The sequence below is a fragment of the Flavobacterium sp. genome, assembly GCF_965277525.1.
Lineage (GTDB): Bacteria > Bacteroidota > Bacteroidia > Flavobacteriales > Flavobacteriaceae > Flavobacterium.
The window spans coordinates 1,477,789-1,495,006 of sequence record NZ_CBDIDC010000005.1; the positions used below are offsets into that span (position 1 = coordinate 1,477,789).

The 17,218-nt window shown below is 34.2% G+C and carries 19 protein-coding genes; 16 read left to right on the forward strand and 3 right to left on the reverse strand.

Annotated features, from left to right (window positions below; genetic code table 11):
- The first annotated feature begins 142 nt into the window (after positions 1-142).
- A complete protein-coding gene (locus tag ACQY44_RS14680; RefSeq protein WP_428231070.1) occupies positions 143-361 on the forward strand; it encodes a hypothetical protein in 219 nt (72 codons plus the stop codon).
- 31 nt (positions 362-392) lie between these two features.
- Here the strand turns inward: ACQY44_RS14680 and ACQY44_RS14685 are convergent, their stop codons facing one another.
- Positions 393-983 carry a riboflavin synthase gene (locus ACQY44_RS14685; RefSeq protein WP_428231071.1) on the reverse strand — a complete coding sequence of 197 codons (591 nt, stop codon included), beginning with the start codon at positions 981-983 and terminating at the stop codon, positions 393-395.
- Positions 984-1,040: 57 nt separating this feature from the next.
- On the opposite strand from ACQY44_RS14685, the gene pdxA reads away from it, so the two are divergent.
- The 12 genes from pdxA to ACQY44_RS14745 all read left to right on the forward strand — a co-directional run bounded on the left by pdxA (position 1,041) and on the right by ACQY44_RS14745 (position 9,472).
- Entirely contained in the window at positions 1,041-2,090 is a 1,050-nt protein-coding gene (gene pdxA, locus ACQY44_RS14690) for a 4-hydroxythreonine-4-phosphate dehydrogenase PdxA (RefSeq protein WP_428231072.1), read from the forward strand.
- 106 nt (positions 2,091-2,196) lie between these two features.
- A complete protein-coding gene (locus ACQY44_RS14695) occupies positions 2,197-2,748 on the forward strand; it encodes a YceD family protein (RefSeq protein ID WP_428231073.1) in 552 nt (183 codons plus the stop codon).
- Between the two features lie 9 nt (positions 2,749-2,757).
- Positions 2,758-2,952 (forward strand): 50S ribosomal protein L32, encoded by a 195-nt coding sequence (gene rpmF / locus ACQY44_RS14700; RefSeq protein WP_007137315.1) that lies wholly within the window; start codon positions 2,758-2,760, stop codon positions 2,950-2,952.
- Positions 2,953-3,125: 173 nt separating this feature from the next.
- Entirely contained in the window at positions 3,126-4,124 is a 999-nt protein-coding gene (locus ACQY44_RS14705; protein WP_428231074.1) for a beta-ketoacyl-ACP synthase III, read from the forward strand.
- A 23-nt stretch (positions 4,125-4,147) separates the two neighbouring features.
- The gene (gene accB / locus ACQY44_RS14710; RefSeq protein WP_428231075.1) at positions 4,148-4,636 is read left to right on the forward strand and encodes an acetyl-CoA carboxylase biotin carboxyl carrier protein; all 489 of its coding nucleotides are present in this window, start codon (positions 4,148-4,150) and stop codon (positions 4,634-4,636) included.
- 85 nt (positions 4,637-4,721) lie between these two features.
- On the forward strand, positions 4,722-6,071 hold the full coding sequence (accC, locus tag ACQY44_RS14715; RefSeq protein ID WP_428231076.1) for an acetyl-CoA carboxylase biotin carboxylase subunit: 1,350 nt from the start codon (positions 4,722-4,724) through the stop codon (positions 6,069-6,071).
- A 304-nt stretch (positions 6,072-6,375) separates the two neighbouring features.
- Positions 6,376-6,672 carry a hypothetical protein gene (locus ACQY44_RS14720; RefSeq protein ID WP_428231077.1) on the forward strand — a complete coding sequence of 99 codons (297 nt, stop codon included), beginning with the start codon at positions 6,376-6,378 and terminating at the stop codon, positions 6,670-6,672.
- Between the two features lie 71 nt (positions 6,673-6,743).
- Entirely contained in the window at positions 6,744-7,040 is a 297-nt protein-coding gene (locus tag ACQY44_RS14725; RefSeq protein WP_428231078.1) for a hypothetical protein, read from the forward strand.
- Positions 7,041-7,070: 30 nt separating this feature from the next.
- Positions 7,071-7,361, forward strand: coding sequence for a hypothetical protein (locus ACQY44_RS14730; RefSeq protein ID WP_428231079.1), 291 nt, complete (start codon positions 7,071-7,073; stop codon positions 7,359-7,361).
- Between the two features lie 28 nt (positions 7,362-7,389).
- Complete coding sequence (locus ACQY44_RS14735) at positions 7,390-7,686, forward strand: hypothetical protein (protein ID WP_428231080.1); 297 nt, start codon at positions 7,390-7,392, stop codon at positions 7,684-7,686.
- A gap of 15 nt (positions 7,687-7,701) precedes the next feature.
- Entirely contained in the window at positions 7,702-7,998 is a 297-nt protein-coding gene (locus ACQY44_RS14740; RefSeq protein WP_428231081.1) for a hypothetical protein, read from the forward strand.
- Between the two features lie 130 nt (positions 7,999-8,128).
- Entirely contained in the window at positions 8,129-9,472 is a 1,344-nt protein-coding gene (locus ACQY44_RS14745) for a sigma-54-dependent transcriptional regulator (RefSeq protein ID WP_428231082.1), read from the forward strand.
- Here ACQY44_RS14745 and ACQY44_RS14750 read toward each other — a convergent pair.
- Complete coding sequence (locus ACQY44_RS14750; RefSeq protein WP_428231083.1) at positions 9,469-11,910, reverse strand: ATP-binding response regulator; 2,442 nt, start codon at positions 11,908-11,910, stop codon at positions 9,469-9,471. The two genes, ACQY44_RS14745 and ACQY44_RS14750, sit on opposite strands and share 4 nt — an antisense overlap.
- Positions 11,911-12,089: 179 nt before the next feature.
- Positions 12,090-13,991 carry a S9 family peptidase gene (locus ACQY44_RS14755; RefSeq protein WP_428231084.1) on the reverse strand — a complete coding sequence of 634 codons (1,902 nt, stop codon included), beginning with the start codon at positions 13,989-13,991 and terminating at the stop codon, positions 12,090-12,092.
- A gap of 252 nt (positions 13,992-14,243) precedes the next feature.
- On the opposite strand from ACQY44_RS14755, the gene ACQY44_RS14760 reads away from it, so the two are divergent.
- Genes ACQY44_RS14760 through ACQY44_RS14770 form a run of 3 tightly spaced genes read left to right on the forward strand, consistent with a single transcriptional unit; the run spans position 14,244 to position 17,084 of the window.
- A complete protein-coding gene (locus ACQY44_RS14760) occupies positions 14,244-15,356 on the forward strand; it encodes an NAD(P)/FAD-dependent oxidoreductase (RefSeq protein ID WP_428231085.1) in 1,113 nt (370 codons plus the stop codon).
- Entirely contained in the window at positions 15,356-16,138 is a 783-nt protein-coding gene (mtgA, locus tag ACQY44_RS14765) for a monofunctional biosynthetic peptidoglycan transglycosylase (protein WP_428231086.1), read from the forward strand. Before ACQY44_RS14760 ends, mtgA begins: the two co-directional genes overlap by 1 nt.
- On the forward strand, positions 16,128-17,084 hold the full coding sequence (locus tag ACQY44_RS14770) for a lipid A deacylase LpxR family protein (protein ID WP_428231087.1): 957 nt from the start codon (positions 16,128-16,130) through the stop codon (positions 17,082-17,084). Before mtgA ends, ACQY44_RS14770 begins: the two co-directional genes overlap by 11 nt.
- The last annotated feature ends 134 nt before the right edge of the window (positions 17,085-17,218 follow it).

The following is a 17,218-nucleotide window of genomic DNA, read 5'->3' on the forward strand; positions in this document are numbered from 1 at the left end:
TTTTTTGCTGTAAATCTTGTGTTTTTGTAAAAAACGTATACATTTGCCAAAGAATTATGTGTAAGCCCCTGTTTTTGTGCGAATTATATTAAAGTGGATAAATTTAACAACCTACCTTGCTGTATAGCAGCATGTTAAAATTATGAAGATAATAAAGACTGTTTTTTTTACGATATGTTTAGTTTTGCTTAATGTACTAAGTGTTTTAGCGCAACCGGGAACTTTGCCCCCGCCGCCGGATGATCCTAATGATCCGGATATTGTGCCAATCGATAATTATGTTGTGCTTTTGATTCTGGCGGGCTTGATTTTGGGAATGATGATTATATATAAAAATAAAATAAAAAAAGCTTCAATGTAAATTGAAGCTTTTTTTGTGAGTACATTAAGTCTTATTTGTTTATTGAATAAAGTCTGGAAATGTATTTTCCAACTACATCAAATTCCAAATTTATTTTTGTACCAACTTTAAAATTCTTGAAATTAGTGTGTTCATAAGTATACGGAATAATCGAAACACTAAATTCGTTTGTCTTAGAGTTTACAACCGTAAGACTAACCCCGTTTACGGTTATAGATCCTTTTTCGATGGTGATGTTGCTGAGGTTTTTGTCGTATTCAAAAGTGTAGTTCCAGCTTCCGTTTGCTTCTTCGATCTTGATGCACGTGCCAATTTGGTCTACGTGACCTTGTACGATATGACCATCAAGACGATCGCCCAGTTTCATTCCTCTTTCAAGATTTACAATGTCGTTAACTTTCCAGTCTCCAATATTTGTTTTCGAAATCGTTTCTTCGATAGCGGTTACTGTGTAAAATGAGTCTTTTATGGCTACAACGGTTAAGCATATTCCGTTGTGCGAAACACTTTGGTCTATTTTTAATTCGTTTGTGATCGAAGCGTCGACTGTAATGTGAAGATTATTTTGATCTTTTCTTATTTCGTGAATCCTTCCAAGGGTTTCTATAATTCCTGTGAACATTGTTGTTTTATTTTACTAAATTTGCACATCAAAATTAGTAATAAATAACCTGAGCACATGAATAAAAAAGCAGAAAATATAATTGTTGGGATTTCAATTGGAGATTTAAACGGTATTGGAAGCGAAGTTATATTAAAAACATTCGAAGATTCTCGTATGTTAGAGATGTGTACGCCGGTTATTTTTGCCAACGCCAAGATATTATCTTTTGTTAAAAAAAGTTTTACGTCTACAGTTCAGTTTCATGGAGTAGACAAATTAGATCAGGTGGTGCCGGGAAAAGTAAATGTCTTCAATCTTTGGAAAGAAGGAGTGGATATTAATTTAGGGGTAAACGATGAGAAAATTGGAGAGTATGCTATAAAGTCATTTGTTGCAGCTACGAAAGCTCTAAAAGACGATCAGATTGATGTTTTGGTGACAGCTCCAATTAATAAATACAATATTCAATCAGAAGATTTTAAATTTCCGGGACATACAGATTATCTAAATCAGGAGTTAGAAGGAAATGCACTAATGATGATGGTGCAGGATAACTTAAGAGTTGGTTTATTAACGGATCATGTTCCTTTGAGTGAGGTTTCTTCGCATTTAACAGAAGAATTAATTACAAGGAAAATTGAGACCATAAGAAAATCTTTAATTCAGGATTTCAGTATCGTAAGACCAAAAATCGCTGTTTTAGGATTAAATCCACATGCTGGTGATGGAGGTGTAATTGGTAAAGAAGATGATTTGGTTTTAAAACCTGCTTTGAAGAAAATATTTGATGCCGGAACGATGGTTTTTGGTCCGTTTCCTGCAGATGGTTTTTTTGGAAGTGGTCAATATGAAAAATATGATGCCGTTGTCGCAACATATCACGATCAGGGATTGATTCCTTTTAAGACATTGTCTTTTGGGAAAGGGGTTAATTATACAGCTGGTTTAAATAAGATCAGAACATCGCCGGATCACGGTACAGCTTATGATATTGCTGGAAAAGACATGGCAGATTTTAATTCATTTAAAGAGGCGGTTTATCTTGCAATCGACATTTTTCACTCGCGTAATCAGTATGAAGAGATTACTAAAAAACCTCTTAAAATAAAAGAAAAACAGTTATAAACAAAAAAAGGTGAATAAGATTATTAGTTTTATAATAATTTTATATCTTTGCACCCCAATTCAGCTATCTGAGTTTTAGATAAGAGTTGGTGAAATTGATGTTGAAATGAGCAAAACAAAAGAATTTTTAATTCCTTTCATAGGGTTAAAGCTAGGAAAACACCATTTTGAGTATCAAATAAGTAACATGTTCTTTGAGAACTTTGATTACGATGAATTTCAAAGTTCAGATATCAAAGTAGGTTTAGTTTTAGATAAGAAAAGCAACATGTTAGAGTTGGAATTCAAACACAAAGGAACTGTAAATGTACCTTGTGATCTGACAAGCGAAGATTTTGATTTGCCTTTAAAAGGGAAAATGAAGTTAATTGTTCGCTTTGGAGATGAATTCAACAACGATAACGAAGAGTTGTTGATTCTGCCACATGGAGAGCATGAAATAGATGTAGCACAATACATTTATGAAATGATTGCCCTTTCGGTACCTCTAAAACGAGTTCATCCAGGAGTAAAAGACGGAAGTTTGCAAACAGAAGCTTTGAAAAAATTAAATGAACTGACAGTAAACAACGTCAAAGAAGAAAAAGAAGAGAGTAAACAAGAAGAAGATATTGACCCGCGTTGGGACAAATTAAAGAAACTATTAACGGATAAATAATATAGTAAAATGGCACATCCTAAGAGAAAAATCTCGAAAACAAGAAGAGATAAGAGAAGAACACATTATAAAGCTACTGTAGCTCAAATCGCTACATGTCCTATTACTGGAGAAGCACATTTATACCACAGAGCTTACTGGCATGAAGGTAAAATGTATTACAGAGGGCAAGTTGTTATCGATAAATCTGTAGCGGTTGCTTAATACGTTTTCGTAAATGATACTAGAACTCTCACATAGTGAGAGTTTTTTTTGTTGGTTATAATTTTCTTTTTTTAAGAAATTATCTACAAATTAATTTCGTTTTTTTTTGTAATTTTCAAGTCTTTTAAAAATTTTTCAAATACCCTGTATTTGATGCGAAATAATAGAATATAATGAATACAATCACAGCCGCAATTACCGCTGTTGGAGCTTACGTTCCTGACTTTGTTCTTTCGAATAAAGTATTAGAAACAATGGTTGATACTAATGACGAGTGGATTACTACCCGTACAGGTATTAAAGAAAGAAGGATTCTTAAAGATGCTGAAAAAGGAACTTCGTTTCTTGCTATAAAAGCAGCGCAAGATTTAATTGCGAAAGCAAATATTGATCCTTTAGAGATTGATATGATTATAATGGCAACAGCTACTGCAGATATGCCGGTAGCCTCTACAGGAGTTTATGTTGCTACAGAAATTGGGGCTACAAATGCATTTGCATACGACTTGCAAGCGGCTTGTTCAAGTTTTTTATACGGAATGTCAACTGCTGCAGCTTATATACAGTCAGGGCGATACAAAAAAGTACTCTTAATTGGTGCTGATAAAATGTCATCAATTGTAGATTATAAAGACAGGGCAACTTGTATTATTTTTGGAGATGGAGCGGGTGCTGTTTTATTCGAACCCAATTATGAAGGCTTAGGTTTACAGGATGAATACTTACGCAGCGATGGTGTAGGACGTGATTTTCTTAAAATTCCTGCCGGAGGTTCTTTGACGCCAACTACTTTAGAAACCGTTCAGAACAACCAACACAATATTATTCAGGACGGAAAAACCGTTTTTAAATATGCTGTGACTAATATGGCCGATGCAAGCGAATTGATTCTGAAAAGAAACAATCTGACTAATGAAGATGTTAATTGGTTAGTGCCACATCAGGCAAACAAACGTATTATTGATGCTACTGCAAGCAGGATGAATCTTGAAGATTCGAAAGTATTAATGAATATTGAAAGATATGGTAATACTACGTCTGCTACATTGCCTTTGGTATTAAACGATTTTGAACACTTATTCAAAAAAGGAGATAATATTATTTTTGCCGCTTTTGGTGGTGGATTCACTTGGGGATCTATTTACCTAAAATGGGCTTACGATAAGAAATAAATTAAAACTAAAAACAAATCATTATGGATTTAAAAGAAATTCAAAACTTAATTAAATTTGTAGCAAATTCGGGAGTTGCAGAGGTAAAGTTAGAAATGGATGATGTAAAAATCACTATTAGAACAACTTTAGAAGGAAATGTAACTGAAACTACTTACGTACAACAATTGCCAGCTCAAGGTGTATTGCCACAAGCAGTTGCTCCTCAGCAAGTTGCTCCGGTAGTTGTAAATGTAAATTCTGAAGCTCAGGCTCCTGCTGAAGATTCTAAATTCATTACTATTAAATCTCCAATTATTGGAACTTTTTATAGAAAACCATCTCCGGACAAACCAGTTTTTACTGAAGTTGGAAGTGTTATTTCTAAAGGAGATGTTCTTTGCGTAATTGAAGCAATGAAATTATTTAACGAAATCGAATCAGAAGTTTCAGGTAAAATCGTAAAAATTCTTGTTGATGATATGTCTCCTGTAGAATTTGACCAACCTTTATTCTTAGTTGATCCATCATAATTTTTAAAAATTCCAATGGACAAATCACAAAATCCAATTATTTGGAATTTGGAGATTGGAATTTGTAATTTTTAATATAAATAAGATGTTTAAAAAAATATTAATTGCGAATAGAGGAGAAATTGCACTTCGTGTAATTCGTACATGTAAAGAGATGGGAATCAAAACTGTAGCAGTTTACTCTACAGCCGATGCTGAAAGCCTACATGTTAAGTTTGCTGATGAAGCGGTTTGTATTGGTCCTCCTCCAAGTAACTTATCGTATTTGAAAATGTCAAATATTATTGCCGCTGCAGAAATTACAAATGCAGATGCAATTCATCCAGGATATGGATTTCTTTCTGAGAATGCTAAATTCTCAAAAATTTGTCAGGAACACGGAATCAAATTTATTGGTGCTGCTCCTGAAATGATTGATAGAATGGGAGACAAAGCTTCTGCAAAAGCTACAATGAAAGCTGCAGGGGTTCCATGTGTGCCAGGTTCTGAAGGATTGTTAGAATCTTTTGAACAGACACAACAATTAGCCAAAGAATTTGGTTACCCGGTTATGCTTAAAGCAACTGCCGGTGGTGGTGGAAAAGGAATGCGTGCTGTCTGGAAAGAAGAAGAATTATTGAAAGCCTGGGAAAGTGCACGTCAGGAAGCTGCTGCTGCATTTGGAAATGATGGTATGTACATGGAGAAACTTATTGAAGAGCCACGTCATATCGAAATTCAGGTTGTTGGTGATTCTTACGGAAAAGCATGTCACCTTTCTGAAAGAGATTGTTCTGTACAACGTCGTCACCAAAAACTGACTGAAGAAACACCTTCACCTTTCATGACAGATGAATTACGTACTGCAATGGGAGAAGCTGCTGTAAAAGCTGCTGAATTCATTAAATACGAAGGAGCCGGAACAGTAGAATTTTTAGTAGACAAGCACAGAAATTTCTATTTCATGGAAATGAATACTCGTATTCAGGTAGAGCATCCAATTACGGAGCAGGTTATTGATTACGATTTAATTCGTGAGCAAATTATGGTAGCTGCAGGAATTCCAATTTCCGGAAGAAACTATTTACCGGAATTACACGCTATCGAATGTCGTATTAATGCTGAGGATCCTTATAATGATTTTCGTCCTTCACCAGGAAAAATTACTACACTTCACATGCCTGGAGGTCACGGAGTTCGTTTAGATACTCACGTTTACTCTGGTTATACAATTCCACCAAATTACGATTCAATGATTGCAAAGTTAATTACGACTGCACAATCACGTGAGGAAGCGATTAGCAAAATGCGTAGAGCTTTGGATGAATTTGTTATTGAAGGTGTAAAAACGACAATACCTTTCCATAGGCAATTAATGGATGATCCAAGATATATCGCAGGAGATTATACTACTGCATTTATGGATACATTTAAAATGAAACCTATAGAAGAATAATATAAAGGCTGTCAAAATTTTGACAGCCTTTTTTATTTTACCACATTATTTTAACCCAATAGCTTTATATAGGCTATTGGGTTTTGTTGTTTAAAGATAGCAGGTAAACACTATTTGTGTTTACTTTTTACACAGTATCCCACCATATTACACACTTATTTATAATTCTGTTTTTTGGCATATTAGAATTAAATGCTTAAATTACAGTGTTTTACATGGTTGTTGAGGTGGGGTTTGTGTTACGGCATAATAATTTCATTATCTAAAGCGTAAACAACTATTAAATAATTAAAATATACACATTATGAAAAATCTATTTTTATCAGCCGCAATTGTTTTAGGAAGTTTAACTTCATTCGCTTCAACTTCTCCTATTACAAATACTATTGTAAAGACCATTTCTGTTGAAGAAGAGTACACAGAAATCAAATTAGAGGAATTACCAGCTGCTATTTCAGAATCTTTGAAAAAAGCATATCCGGATGCTGTAATTACTAAAGCATATAAAAACGAAAAAGCAGAATATAAGTTAGATGTTACCGTTGGTGACAAAGTAGGTAACCTTTTTGCAAATGCAGATGGAACCTGGATTAAAAAGTAATCAGATCGATTGCTTGAAAATTCAAATTAGTAATACTAAAATAAAATTAACAATACTAAAAAATAACTATCATGAAAAATTTATTTTTATCAGCCGCAATCGTTTTGGGAGGTTTAACATCATTTGCATCAACTTCTCCAATAACAAATACAATCGTAAAAACAATTTCAATTCAGGACGAATACACTGAAATTAAATTAGAAGAAGTTCCAGTTGCAGTTACAGATGCTCTTAAAAAAGCGTATCCGGATGCCGTACTTTCAAAAGCATACAAAAATGCAAAATCAGAATATAAACTAGATGTTACAGTAGGTGACAAAGTAGGATCTCTTTTTGCTAATGCAGATGGATCATGGATTAAAAAATAATTAGCAATTAATAATATAAAAACTATCACTATGAAAAAGTTAATCTTATCGGCAGCTATCCTGTTAGGAGGGTTGTCAATGCAAGCAGGGAATGTTGACGTGAAAAGTTCAATGGTTCATTCAGTAAACGTTCAAGACGAATATAAAGAAGTTGATGCTGTTCCGGCAGCAGTCAAAACAGGATTAGACAATGCTTATCCAGGTGTGAAATTGGATAAAGCATATGTAAACGAGAAGAAAGAGTATAAAATTGAGATCACTGTAAGAGGTGAAAAATCAACTGTTTATACAGATGCTTCTGGTAACATTATTAAAAAGTAATTATAAGTAACCCATAAAAACTATTATTATGAAAAAGTTAATCTTATCAGCAGCAATCATTTTAGGAGGTTTGTCAGTTCAGGCAGCAAATTCTGTAGTAAAAACTTCAATGACTCAGTCAGTGATAATTCAGGATGAATTTACTGAAATTGGCGCAGATGCTGTTCCGGCAGCTGTAAAATCTACTATCGAAAAATCTTTTCCAAATACAAAGCTTGAAAAAGCGTATAAAAATGAAAAGAATGAGTACAAGTTAGAGATTTCTAGTGGTGACAAAAAGTATACTGTATTTACAGATGCTTCCGGAAGCATTATTAAAAAATAATTTAAAGATAGCGACATGAAAAAGTTAATTCTATCTGCAGTAATAGTTTTAGGAAGTTTATCTACGTATGCGAATACTGAGGTAACTTCAGAACACATTAAAATCGCTGTTTCTGTTCAGGCAGAATATACAGAGGTAAGCGCTGAAGCTATACCTGCTGCTGTAAAGACTGCCCTGCAAACTGCTTATCCCGGTGCTAAACTGGATAAGGCATTTGTAAATGAAAAGAAAGAGTATAAATTAGAAATATCGGTTGGTGACCAAAAGGCTACTGTTTTTTCAGATGTCAATGGCAACTGGTTAAAGATATAAATTAGGTGAATTTAGATTTATGCTTTTGGTAAAAAAGAGATTGCAATATGCAATCTCTTTTTTTTTTGCATAATTTTGTGAAAAGACAATTTTAATAGTCTTATTTTAGCAAAAAAGTCCCTAAAAACAAATGCCAAAGATATTACTGATAGAAGATGATATTTCGTTTTGTAAATTATTAGAGAAGTTTCTAATTAAAAAATCATACGAGGTTACTATTGCATTCTCAGCTGCAGAAGCAAGATTAGCAATCAAAAATGAATCTTTCGATTTGATTTTGACAGATCTGCGTTTGCCTGATTCTGACGGTATTGTACTAATGTCTGAATTTAAAGCGGCTTATCCTCAGATTCCTGTTATACTTATGACCGGTTATTCTGATGTAAATACTGCTGTAAAAGCCATTAAAAATGGTGCAGCAGATTATATCTCAAAACCTTTCAATCCTGATGAGGTTTTATTGGTGATTACAAATGCTTTAAAAACTTCAGAGGCAGAAGAAGCCCCGGCAAAAGAGAAGAAAGTTGTAAAGAAACAAAGTACGACTGACAATGAATTTGTAAAAGGAATTTCTGTTGCTTCCAAAAAATTATTAGACCATATTCATTTGGTAAGTCCAACAGATATGTCGGTTTTGATTATTGGAGAAAGCGGAACAGGAAAAGAAATTATTGCTAAAAGCATTCATCAGCAAAGTTTAAGAAAGAACAATAATTTTATTGCGGTTGATTGTGGTGCTATTCCTAAAGAATTGGCGGCAAGTGAATTCTTCGGCCATTTGAAAGGCTCTTTTACAGGAGCGATCAACGACAAAATGGGTTATTTTGAAGCGGCTAATGGAGGAACTCTTTTTTTAGATGAAATAGGGAACCTGTCCTACGAAAATCAAATACAGTTATTAAGAGCACTTCAGGAACGAAAGATTAAACCTGTTGGAAGTAATAAAGAAATTAATGTTGATATCAGAATTATAACGGCTACAAACGAGGACTTACGCGAGGCAGTTAAAAATGGTGATTTTAGAGAAGATTTGTATCATAGAATCAATGAGTTTTCTATTGAATCTCCTTCATTAAAAGACCGGGACGAAGATTTAATGGTATTTGCGGATTATTTTTTAGAGAAAGCCAATCAACAATTAAATAAAGACATCATCGGATTTTCACCGGAAGTGGTTACTATTTTTCAAAATTATAATTGGCCGGGAAATTTACGTGAATTACAGAATTGTGTCAAACGCGCCACACTTCTGACTCAGGGTGATTTTATCAAGAGCGACGTTCTTCCTGTTGAGTTTTTTCAAATTCAGAAGCAACAAAATAATAACGGCAATTTCTCTTTGTCTGAAAACGAAAAAGAAGCTATTATTCATGCCTTATCAAAAGCACAGAATAATAAATCCGAAGCGGCAAAATTGCTTAAAATTACCAGAAAAACACTTTATAATAAACTAAAGCAATACGATATAAACTAAACTATTTCTTTTTTTAAAGCTGCAAAAAGAACATCTGTTTTAGATCTCAGTACTTTAAAAATATCTTTTAAGTCAGAAGTTCCCAGATTTTTATTTTCTAAAACTTTCAAAATTTCACCAATTTCACGCGCCTGAATTTGTTTAAACATAGGCGCAATTCGGTGGGCAATCGAATTGATTTCAATAATATTCTTTTCGATTATTGCGTTTTCTAACAAAATCAGGTTTTCTTTACTGCTTTCTATAAACGATTTTAAGACTTCGTTTAACGCGTCACTATCATTGCCTAAGAATTCTTTCAGGGTTTCGAGAGAATATAATTTAGAACTCGTTTTTTCTTCCTCTTCATTAAGGTCAACATTGGGTAGGGTATCATTTTCCAAAATAAGCTGAATGGTCTCCAATAATATTTTTGGAGAATATGGCTTTTGTATTACTGTGGTAAAACCGGCTTCGCTATAAATCGTGGCATCAAGATCTGTTCTTCCGGTAAGCGCAATCACGGGCTGGTTTTTATAAGTTGAATATCCGGAACTTTTTAATTTTTTCAGAAACATAAAACCATCCATTTCCGGCATTTGTATATCAGTGATCACAAAATCAAAATTCGTGTTCTGAATCGCTTCCAATGCTTTTGTTGCGCTATTAAAAGACAAAACCTGATGGCCTTCTTGTCTTAAGACACCGCTCGTTAAATTTAAAAGATTGATGTCGTCGTCTAAAACAATAAACGTTTGTTTTTGAGTATTATGAATTACAACTTTTTTAGTTTCGGGAGTAGATTTCGGGCTATTATCAAATTGTAAAGGAAGCTGGACCACAAAAGTACTTCCTTTCCCAAAAATGCTTTCGAGCTTTAGGTCGCCGCCTAAAGTAGCTATTATTTTTTGGCAAATAGACAACCCTAAACCTGTTCCGCCATATTTTTTTTCAATGTTTTCATTTGCCTGTGCAAACTCTTCAAAAACTAATTTCTGGTTTCCCTTTTCGATTCCAATTCCGGTATCTTCGATTCTAATGGCGAAAAAATGATCATGTTCAGTAGTGTAGGCGCTGATTTTGATAAAGCCTTCTTCAGTAAATTTATAGGCATTACCAATAATATTACTCAAAATTTGTTTCAGTCGAAAAGGATCTCCAACAATCCTTGTATTCAGTTTTTCATCAACGTTGATAATAAGGTCAATATTTTTTTGTTTGTAAACCGTTTGAATGCTTTTAGCTACTTCATCAATGATTTCAGGTAATGAAAAGGGAACTTTTTCAATCGAAATTTTTCCTGCTTCAATTTTAGAAAAATCTAATAAATCCTGAACCAGTTGTGTGATATATTCTGAGGAATTTTTGATGTTTTTAATGAAATACGATTGTTTTGTATTGACATCAGAATTGCCTAAAAGTTCTGAATAGCCCACAATAGTGCTCAAAGGCGTTTTTAAATCGTGACTTACCGTAGAAATTAATTGCTCGCGACTTTTAAGCAGGTTCTTTGTCTTAAAATTCGCAATTTCAAGTTGCTTTTTATACAATTGAGATTTAGAGTAATCGCTCACAATCAAAAACGAAAAAAATAAGGTCAGTACCAAACCTACAATAGCCGAAACGGTTACGATTTCGTTAACTTTCTTAAGTGATTTTTCTTTTAATGAATTGTTTTTGATTGAGTTGATGATGATTTCTCTCTCAATAATACGAAGCACTTTTCGAAGTTGGTCCGAAATGGCAATTTCATTTTTCAGTAACTTGTTTTCTTCAAAATTCAGGGATTCTTTTTTCTTTTCGGCCTTTAATTTTACATTGCTTAGCAGTTTTTTTGAATTCGCTAAAATCGAATCCGATGCTTGTTTGCTTAATGTATTCGTGCTGTCATCCGGAATATTCTGATTGAGGTAGTCAACATATTTCTGAAGTACATTTCGCTGATAACTGCCTAATTGATTCGGGTTTTTGTTGAAATCCTGAAGTTCTAATTTTCGGAGTTTGAACTCCATTTTAGTAATTTCATCAATGGCCGTGTTTACCGAAACTTCATCTTCGGCCTTGTTTTTTATGGTTTTTAATTGTCTGATGTTTTTTGTTTTTTCAGACAATAAATAAGTTACACTATCCAGTAATGTTTTTTGATATTGTGTAGTAACAATTTGTTTTAACGTATCAATTCTTGATTTTAAAGAATCAGTTTCGATAAGGTAACTTTTAAAATCTTCCTCAGAATTGTTTTGGATTGTTTTTCTTGCTAAACTTTCGGTTTTATAAACATTTGAAAACAATTTACTGACCCTGAGAATTTTGGTTTTTTCGAAAGCAATTTTACTTTCAAGTTTATTATACACAACATTTTCAGAATATAAAAACCATCCAACAGTAACAACCAAAGCCAGTAATGCAACATAACTAAATAAAACTTTGAGTGCGGTATAACTTTTTTTGCTCTCCATAGATTGTTATTGTGGGGATTTGGAAGTTTTTATGATGGGAAATTGCTGCAATTTATTCAAAATTTCTGTTTTAGAAATATAAATTAATACTAATGTTTTATATAATTAAAAGGTCTTAAAAATAAAATAGCCGCAGATTATATAAAATCTGCGGCTATTTTTATTTGTAATTTATTGGATTAAAGGGTCTCGTCTAACCATTTAAAGAATTCACCTTGCCAAACCTGAGCATTTTGTGGATGTAAAACCCAGTGATTTTCATCAGGGAAATATACAAATCTACTTTTGATTCCTCGTAGCTGAGCGGCCTGAAAAGCTTCTTGTCCCTGCCCAATTGGTACACGGAAATCTTTTCCTCCCTGGAAAATCAAAATAGGTCTGTTCCAGTTTTGAACCAAAGTTGCAGGATTAAAAGTAGTGTATGCTTTTTGAGCTACAGCATTGTCTTTTTCCCAATAAGCTCCGCCAAAATCCCAGTTGTTAAAGAAAACTTCTTCAGTAGTTCCTAACATACTTACGGTATTGAAAACTCCATCATGAGCGATAAAAGTTTTGAAACGGTTTTTGTGAATTCCGGCTAAATAAAATACCGAATATCCTCCGTAGCTTGCGCCCACACAACCCAAACGGGACTTGTCTACATAATTTTCTTTAGAGACATCATCGATTGCAGAAAGGTAATCGTCCATAACCTGTCCGCCCCAGTCTTTACTGATTTTTTCATTCCACTCAACACCATGTCCCGGCATTCCGCGACGGTTTGGTGCTACAACTACATAACCTTTAGCAGCCATTAACTGGAAATTCCAACGGAAAGAATAGGATTGTGTCAACGGAGATTGCGGTCCGCCCTGACAGAATAATAAAGTTGGATATTTTTTTGAAGCATCAAAATTTGGAGGTAAAATTACCCAAACCAGCATTTTTTTACCGTCAGTAGTGGTAACATAACGTTTTTCTGTTTTGCTAAGTGCTAAAGTTTTATAAGTGTCAGTATTAACATTGGTTAATTGTTTCCAGCTGTTTTTCTTTAAGTTAAAAGAATAAATTTCCGGAGCGTGATTCATGTCGTTTCTTGTAACGATGATGTCATCGCCAGCAAAACCAACTAAATCATTGACATCAAAATCTCCGTTCGTTAATTGACGAACCTGAATTGCAATTCTTGTTAATCCCGGAAAGTTTACTGTAAAAAGTTGTTTTGTTCCATCAACAGGAGCTACAAAAAATACGTTTTTACCATCTTTACTCCAGATAAAATTATCTACAGTTCCGTCCCAGTTTGCTGTTAGGTTTGTTTTGATGCCTTTAAAATCAACAATGATGTCGTTTTTATCAGACTCATAACCGTCGCGTTTCATTTGTAACCAGGTTAAATTTCCTGTAGGGGAAAATTGCGGAGCCGTATCATAACCTAAGTTTCCTTCGGTTCTGTTTATCGTTTTTTGAGTTTCCAGATTGTACTCATAAATATCGGTATTGGTAGAAATCGCATATTGCGTTCCTGCTTTTTTCTTCGATACATATAAAATGCTTTTTCCGTCAGGAGACCAGATATAATCTTCGTCACCGCCAAAAGGCTTTTGAGGAGAATCGAAGTTTTCACCTTTCAAAATGTCAATTCCGGTTGCACCTTCTTTGTTTTCTTTGTAAAAAACGTGGTTAAATTTACCTTCGTTCCACGTATCCCAATGACGATAATCTAAACCATCATAAATTTGAGCATCAGATTTGTCAAGCTTTGGATAAAAATCTTTTCCCAGCACTTTGTCGATTTTTACTTCTTCATTGTACACTAAAAATTTTCCGTCAGGCGAAATGTTTTTATCGGCCAAAACTTCTTTTGTGTCTTTGATTTCAGTTGCATTTCCGCCATTTACGGAAATAATGTAAAATTTAGAAGACGATTTGTTTTCTTCGATTGAAGGAGTCGAAACCTTAAAAACAACATTCTTCGCATCTTTTGAAAGTCCAAGAGCACTCACTCTTCCTAATTTCCATAACAATTCCGGAGACATTACATTCTGCCCGATAGCGTTTAAACTCATCATTATTAAGGTTGTAAATAATACTTTTTTCATAATAAAATTCTAATATTCGTGGGGCTAAAAATACAACTTTTAAATTCCAATTAATAAATTCCAAATTTCAATTATTGTTAAAGTTTTTTTAGAAAATTCATAATTCAAAACTTATTTAAAAGTTTTCCGCCACGAATTCACGAATTTTTATTCTCAAAAAAAACAATTCGTGAATTCGTGGCGATTAAAATCAAAGCCTTAAATTTATTTCCTAAATTGGAATTTTAAATTGGAATTTATTTTAAAACAAAGATGGAACTAAGCTATTGGGAATTAAAAAACTGGTTTACAAATGTTGATTACACCATTGTAGGCAGCGGTATTGTAGGTTTGCATGCAGCATTACGCTTGCGCGAAAGATTTCCTGGCGCGAAAATTCTGGTGTTAGAAAAAGGAATGCTGCCACAAGGCGCGAGTACTAAAAATGCCGGTTTTGCCTGTTTTGGAAGTCTTTCTGAAATTATGGAAGACCTCAAAACACATTCAGAGGGAGACGTAATAAATCTCATCGAAAAACGTTGGAAAGGTTTGCAATTGCTTCGAAAAAGGTTAGGGGATTCCGCCATCGATTTTAAACCCCATGGCGGATATGAATTGTTTCTGAAAGAAGACGAAAGCGGATTTAGTGAATGTATTTCGAGATTGCCTTTTGTCAATGATATTTTAAAACCTCTTTTTAAAGCCGATGTATTTACCAAAGAAACAGATCGTTTTGGTTTTGGAAATATTCAGGAATACTTGATTTTTAATCCGTTTGAAGCCCAGATTGATACCGGAAATATGATGCAGGAATTACTCAGACAAGCTGTTTCTGAGAACATTCTAATCCTGAATCAGCAAACTGTAACGTCATATGCCGATTTAGGAAATCAGGTCGAAATTGTATTGCAGGATTTTAGTTTTAGATCAGGCAAGATACTTTTCGCAACAAATGGTTTTGCGAACGCCATAACAAAAGGCGCCGTTCAGCCCGCAAGAGCGCAGGTTTTAATAACAGAACCTATAAAAAATTTAGATATTAAGGGAACTTTTCATCTGGACCGTGGTTATTATTATTTTAGAAATATAGACGATAGAATTTTACTTGGCGGAGGAAGAAACTTAGATTTTGAAACTGAAAAAACAACAGAATTTGGCCAGACGAAAATTGTACAAAATAAATTGGAGGATTTACTTAAAAATGTAATTTTACCAAATCAGAATTTCCAAATCGCACACCGTTGGAGTGGGATAATGGGAATAGGAAATAGTAAAAATCCCGTTGTTACTCAATTGTCTGAAAACGTGTTTTGTGGAGTGCGTTTAGGCGGAATGGGTGTAGCAATTGGGAGCTTAATAGGAACAGAATTAGCAGATTTAATATAATGGGAGTAACCAAAAAACCGATACCAAAAACAACAACCGCAAACAAACCGAAACCAAAACCTAAAGCAGGACCAAAAAAAGGGAATCGCTCTTTTGGCGAAAAAGTAAAATGGTTTTTTATAAAATTATTTCTATGGTTCTTCGGAGTTTCGATTGCGTCTGTCATATTCTTTAAATATGTACCAGTACCTTTTACACCGCTAATGATTATTCGTGCCATAGAAAATAAAATGGGAGGTAAGGAAGTTTATTTTGATCACGATTGGGAACCTATCGAAAAGATTTCGATGAATTTGCAAAAAGCAGTGATCGCCAGTGAAGACGGAACTTTTTTAAAGCATAATGGTTTCGATTTTAAGGCACTTCAAAAAGCCTACAAAAGCAACGAACGCGGACGTAGAATTCGTGGCGGAAGTACCATCTCGCAACAAACAGCCAAAAATGTGTTTTTATGGCAGGGAAAAAGTTATTTCCGTAAAGGTCTTGAAGCGTATTTCACGGTTTTAATCGAACTGATCTGGGGCAAAGAACGTATTATGGAAGTTTACCTGAACAGTATCGAAATGGGAGATGGTGTTTACGGGGCTTATGCCGCAACAGAACATTGGTACCGTCGTGATGCGTCGAGTTTAACGCCAATGCAGGCCGCCGGAATTGCTGCAATATTACCCAACCCAAGAAAATTTAAAGCCACAGGATCTTCAAGTTATATTAACAGACGAAAAGAAAGAATTGTTCGTGAAATGCGTGCTGTTGGGAAAATAAACTATCATGCGAAATAAAAAAACTTTTATTACGCTCTTTGTACTGGCAACAACTTTGGCTTTTGGACAGGCAAAAACCACCGAAATTGGTTTAATTACCGATAATGACTTATATACATCGTCTAAAAATGACATGTATTATACGAACGGTTTAGAGCTTTTTTACCGATTTCTATCGAAGAACAACAACGAAAAAATCAACAAGAAAATCACCGAATTCCGCATTGGGCAATATATCTATAATCCGAGGTTTATTAATGAAACTGCTGTTGATATCAATGACCGGCCTTTTACGGGTTATCTTTTTGCCGAAGCGGGCAGAAGTTTTTTTTATCAAAGCGAATCTGTCCTGAAAACCGACTTTCAGTTGGGTTTCATGGGACCAAATGCTTTAGGCAGAGAAACACAGGAAAGTTTTCATCATCTTATAGGGTATAAAGAAGTTTTTGGTTGGGAAAATCAATTGCACAATGCATTTGCCGTTCAGTTACATGTGATGTATTCAAAGAAATTATTTCCTAAAAAGCACAATGATTTTATCGATCTTCATTTTCAGTCAGAAGTCAATCTGGGAACTATCTTCGACGGCGTTTCAACAGGATTCTTAACCCGAATTGGTTTCAAAAAATTACTGCCAATTTACGATTCGAATTTGCACGACGCTTCGGTAAGTTCTCAACCGCAATACAATATCAGGGAGTTTTACTTTTATGCAATGCCTAGCGTTAATTACCAATTTTATGATGCCACGATCGAAGGAAGTATGTTTAGCAATACAAGTCCCATAACTTTTGAGCTCGAACCGCTTCGTTTTAATGCCGAGTTTGGTTTAAAGTATCGACACAATAACTTCAATATGTCGTATTCTTTTATTTATAGAGGAAGAGAATTGAGAGATCCGGAGACAAATACCAATTCAGGTTACTTTTTTGGATCGATACGATTTGGGTATTTGTTGAAGTAGTTTTGCTGTGAGGTCGATAAGACAAAAAATACTTGAAATTAATTCTTTTTGTGGGGGGATAGATTGCAAATCTGTGTAATAGGATTTTTTTTTCATACGTAAATTATAAAATTAAAGTACGCGTAAACTGCTCT

Excerpts from the sequence above, each read along its gene's own strand:
- ACQY44_RS14680 (WP_428231070.1), top strand. The coding sequence starts at position 143 with ATGAAGATAATAAAGACTGTTTTTTTTACGATATGTTTAGTTTTGCTT.
- ACQY44_RS14685 (WP_428231071.1), bottom strand. The coding sequence starts at position 983 with ATGTTCACAGGAATTATAGAAACCCTTGGAAGGATTCACGAAATAAGA.
- pdxA (WP_428231072.1), top strand. The coding sequence starts at position 1,041 with ATGAATAAAAAAGCAGAAAATATAATTGTTGGGATTTCAATTGGAGAT.
- ACQY44_RS14695 (WP_428231073.1), top strand. The coding sequence starts at position 2,197 with ATGAGCAAAACAAAAGAATTTTTAATTCCTTTCATAGGGTTAAAGCTA.
- rpmF (WP_007137315.1), top strand. The coding sequence starts at position 2,758 with ATGGCACATCCTAAGAGAAAAATCTCGAAAACAAGAAGAGATAAGAGA.
- ACQY44_RS14705 (WP_428231074.1), top strand. The coding sequence starts at position 3,126 with ATGAATACAATCACAGCCGCAATTACCGCTGTTGGAGCTTACGTTCCT.
- accB (WP_428231075.1), top strand. The coding sequence starts at position 4,148 with ATGGATTTAAAAGAAATTCAAAACTTAATTAAATTTGTAGCAAATTCG.
- accC (WP_428231076.1), top strand. The coding sequence starts at position 4,722 with ATGTTTAAAAAAATATTAATTGCGAATAGAGGAGAAATTGCACTTCGT.
- ACQY44_RS14720 (WP_428231077.1), top strand. The coding sequence starts at position 6,376 with ATGAAAAATCTATTTTTATCAGCCGCAATTGTTTTAGGAAGTTTAACT.
- ACQY44_RS14725 (WP_428231078.1), top strand. The coding sequence starts at position 6,744 with ATGAAAAATTTATTTTTATCAGCCGCAATCGTTTTGGGAGGTTTAACA.
- ACQY44_RS14730 (WP_428231079.1), top strand. The coding sequence starts at position 7,071 with ATGAAAAAGTTAATCTTATCGGCAGCTATCCTGTTAGGAGGGTTGTCA.
- ACQY44_RS14735 (WP_428231080.1), top strand. The coding sequence starts at position 7,390 with ATGAAAAAGTTAATCTTATCAGCAGCAATCATTTTAGGAGGTTTGTCA.
- ACQY44_RS14740 (WP_428231081.1), top strand. The coding sequence starts at position 7,702 with ATGAAAAAGTTAATTCTATCTGCAGTAATAGTTTTAGGAAGTTTATCT.
- ACQY44_RS14745 (WP_428231082.1), top strand. The coding sequence starts at position 8,129 with ATGCCAAAGATATTACTGATAGAAGATGATATTTCGTTTTGTAAATTA.
- ACQY44_RS14750 (WP_428231083.1), bottom strand. The coding sequence starts at position 11,910 with ATGGAGAGCAAAAAAAGTTATACCGCACTCAAAGTTTTATTTAGTTAT.
- ACQY44_RS14755 (WP_428231084.1), bottom strand. The coding sequence starts at position 13,991 with ATGAAAAAAGTATTATTTACAACCTTAATAATGATGAGTTTAAACGCT.
- ACQY44_RS14760 (WP_428231085.1), top strand. The coding sequence starts at position 14,244 with ATGGAACTAAGCTATTGGGAATTAAAAAACTGGTTTACAAATGTTGAT.
- mtgA (WP_428231086.1), top strand. The coding sequence starts at position 15,356 with ATGGGAGTAACCAAAAAACCGATACCAAAAACAACAACCGCAAACAAA.
- ACQY44_RS14770 (WP_428231087.1), top strand. The coding sequence starts at position 16,128 with ATGCGAAATAAAAAAACTTTTATTACGCTCTTTGTACTGGCAACAACT.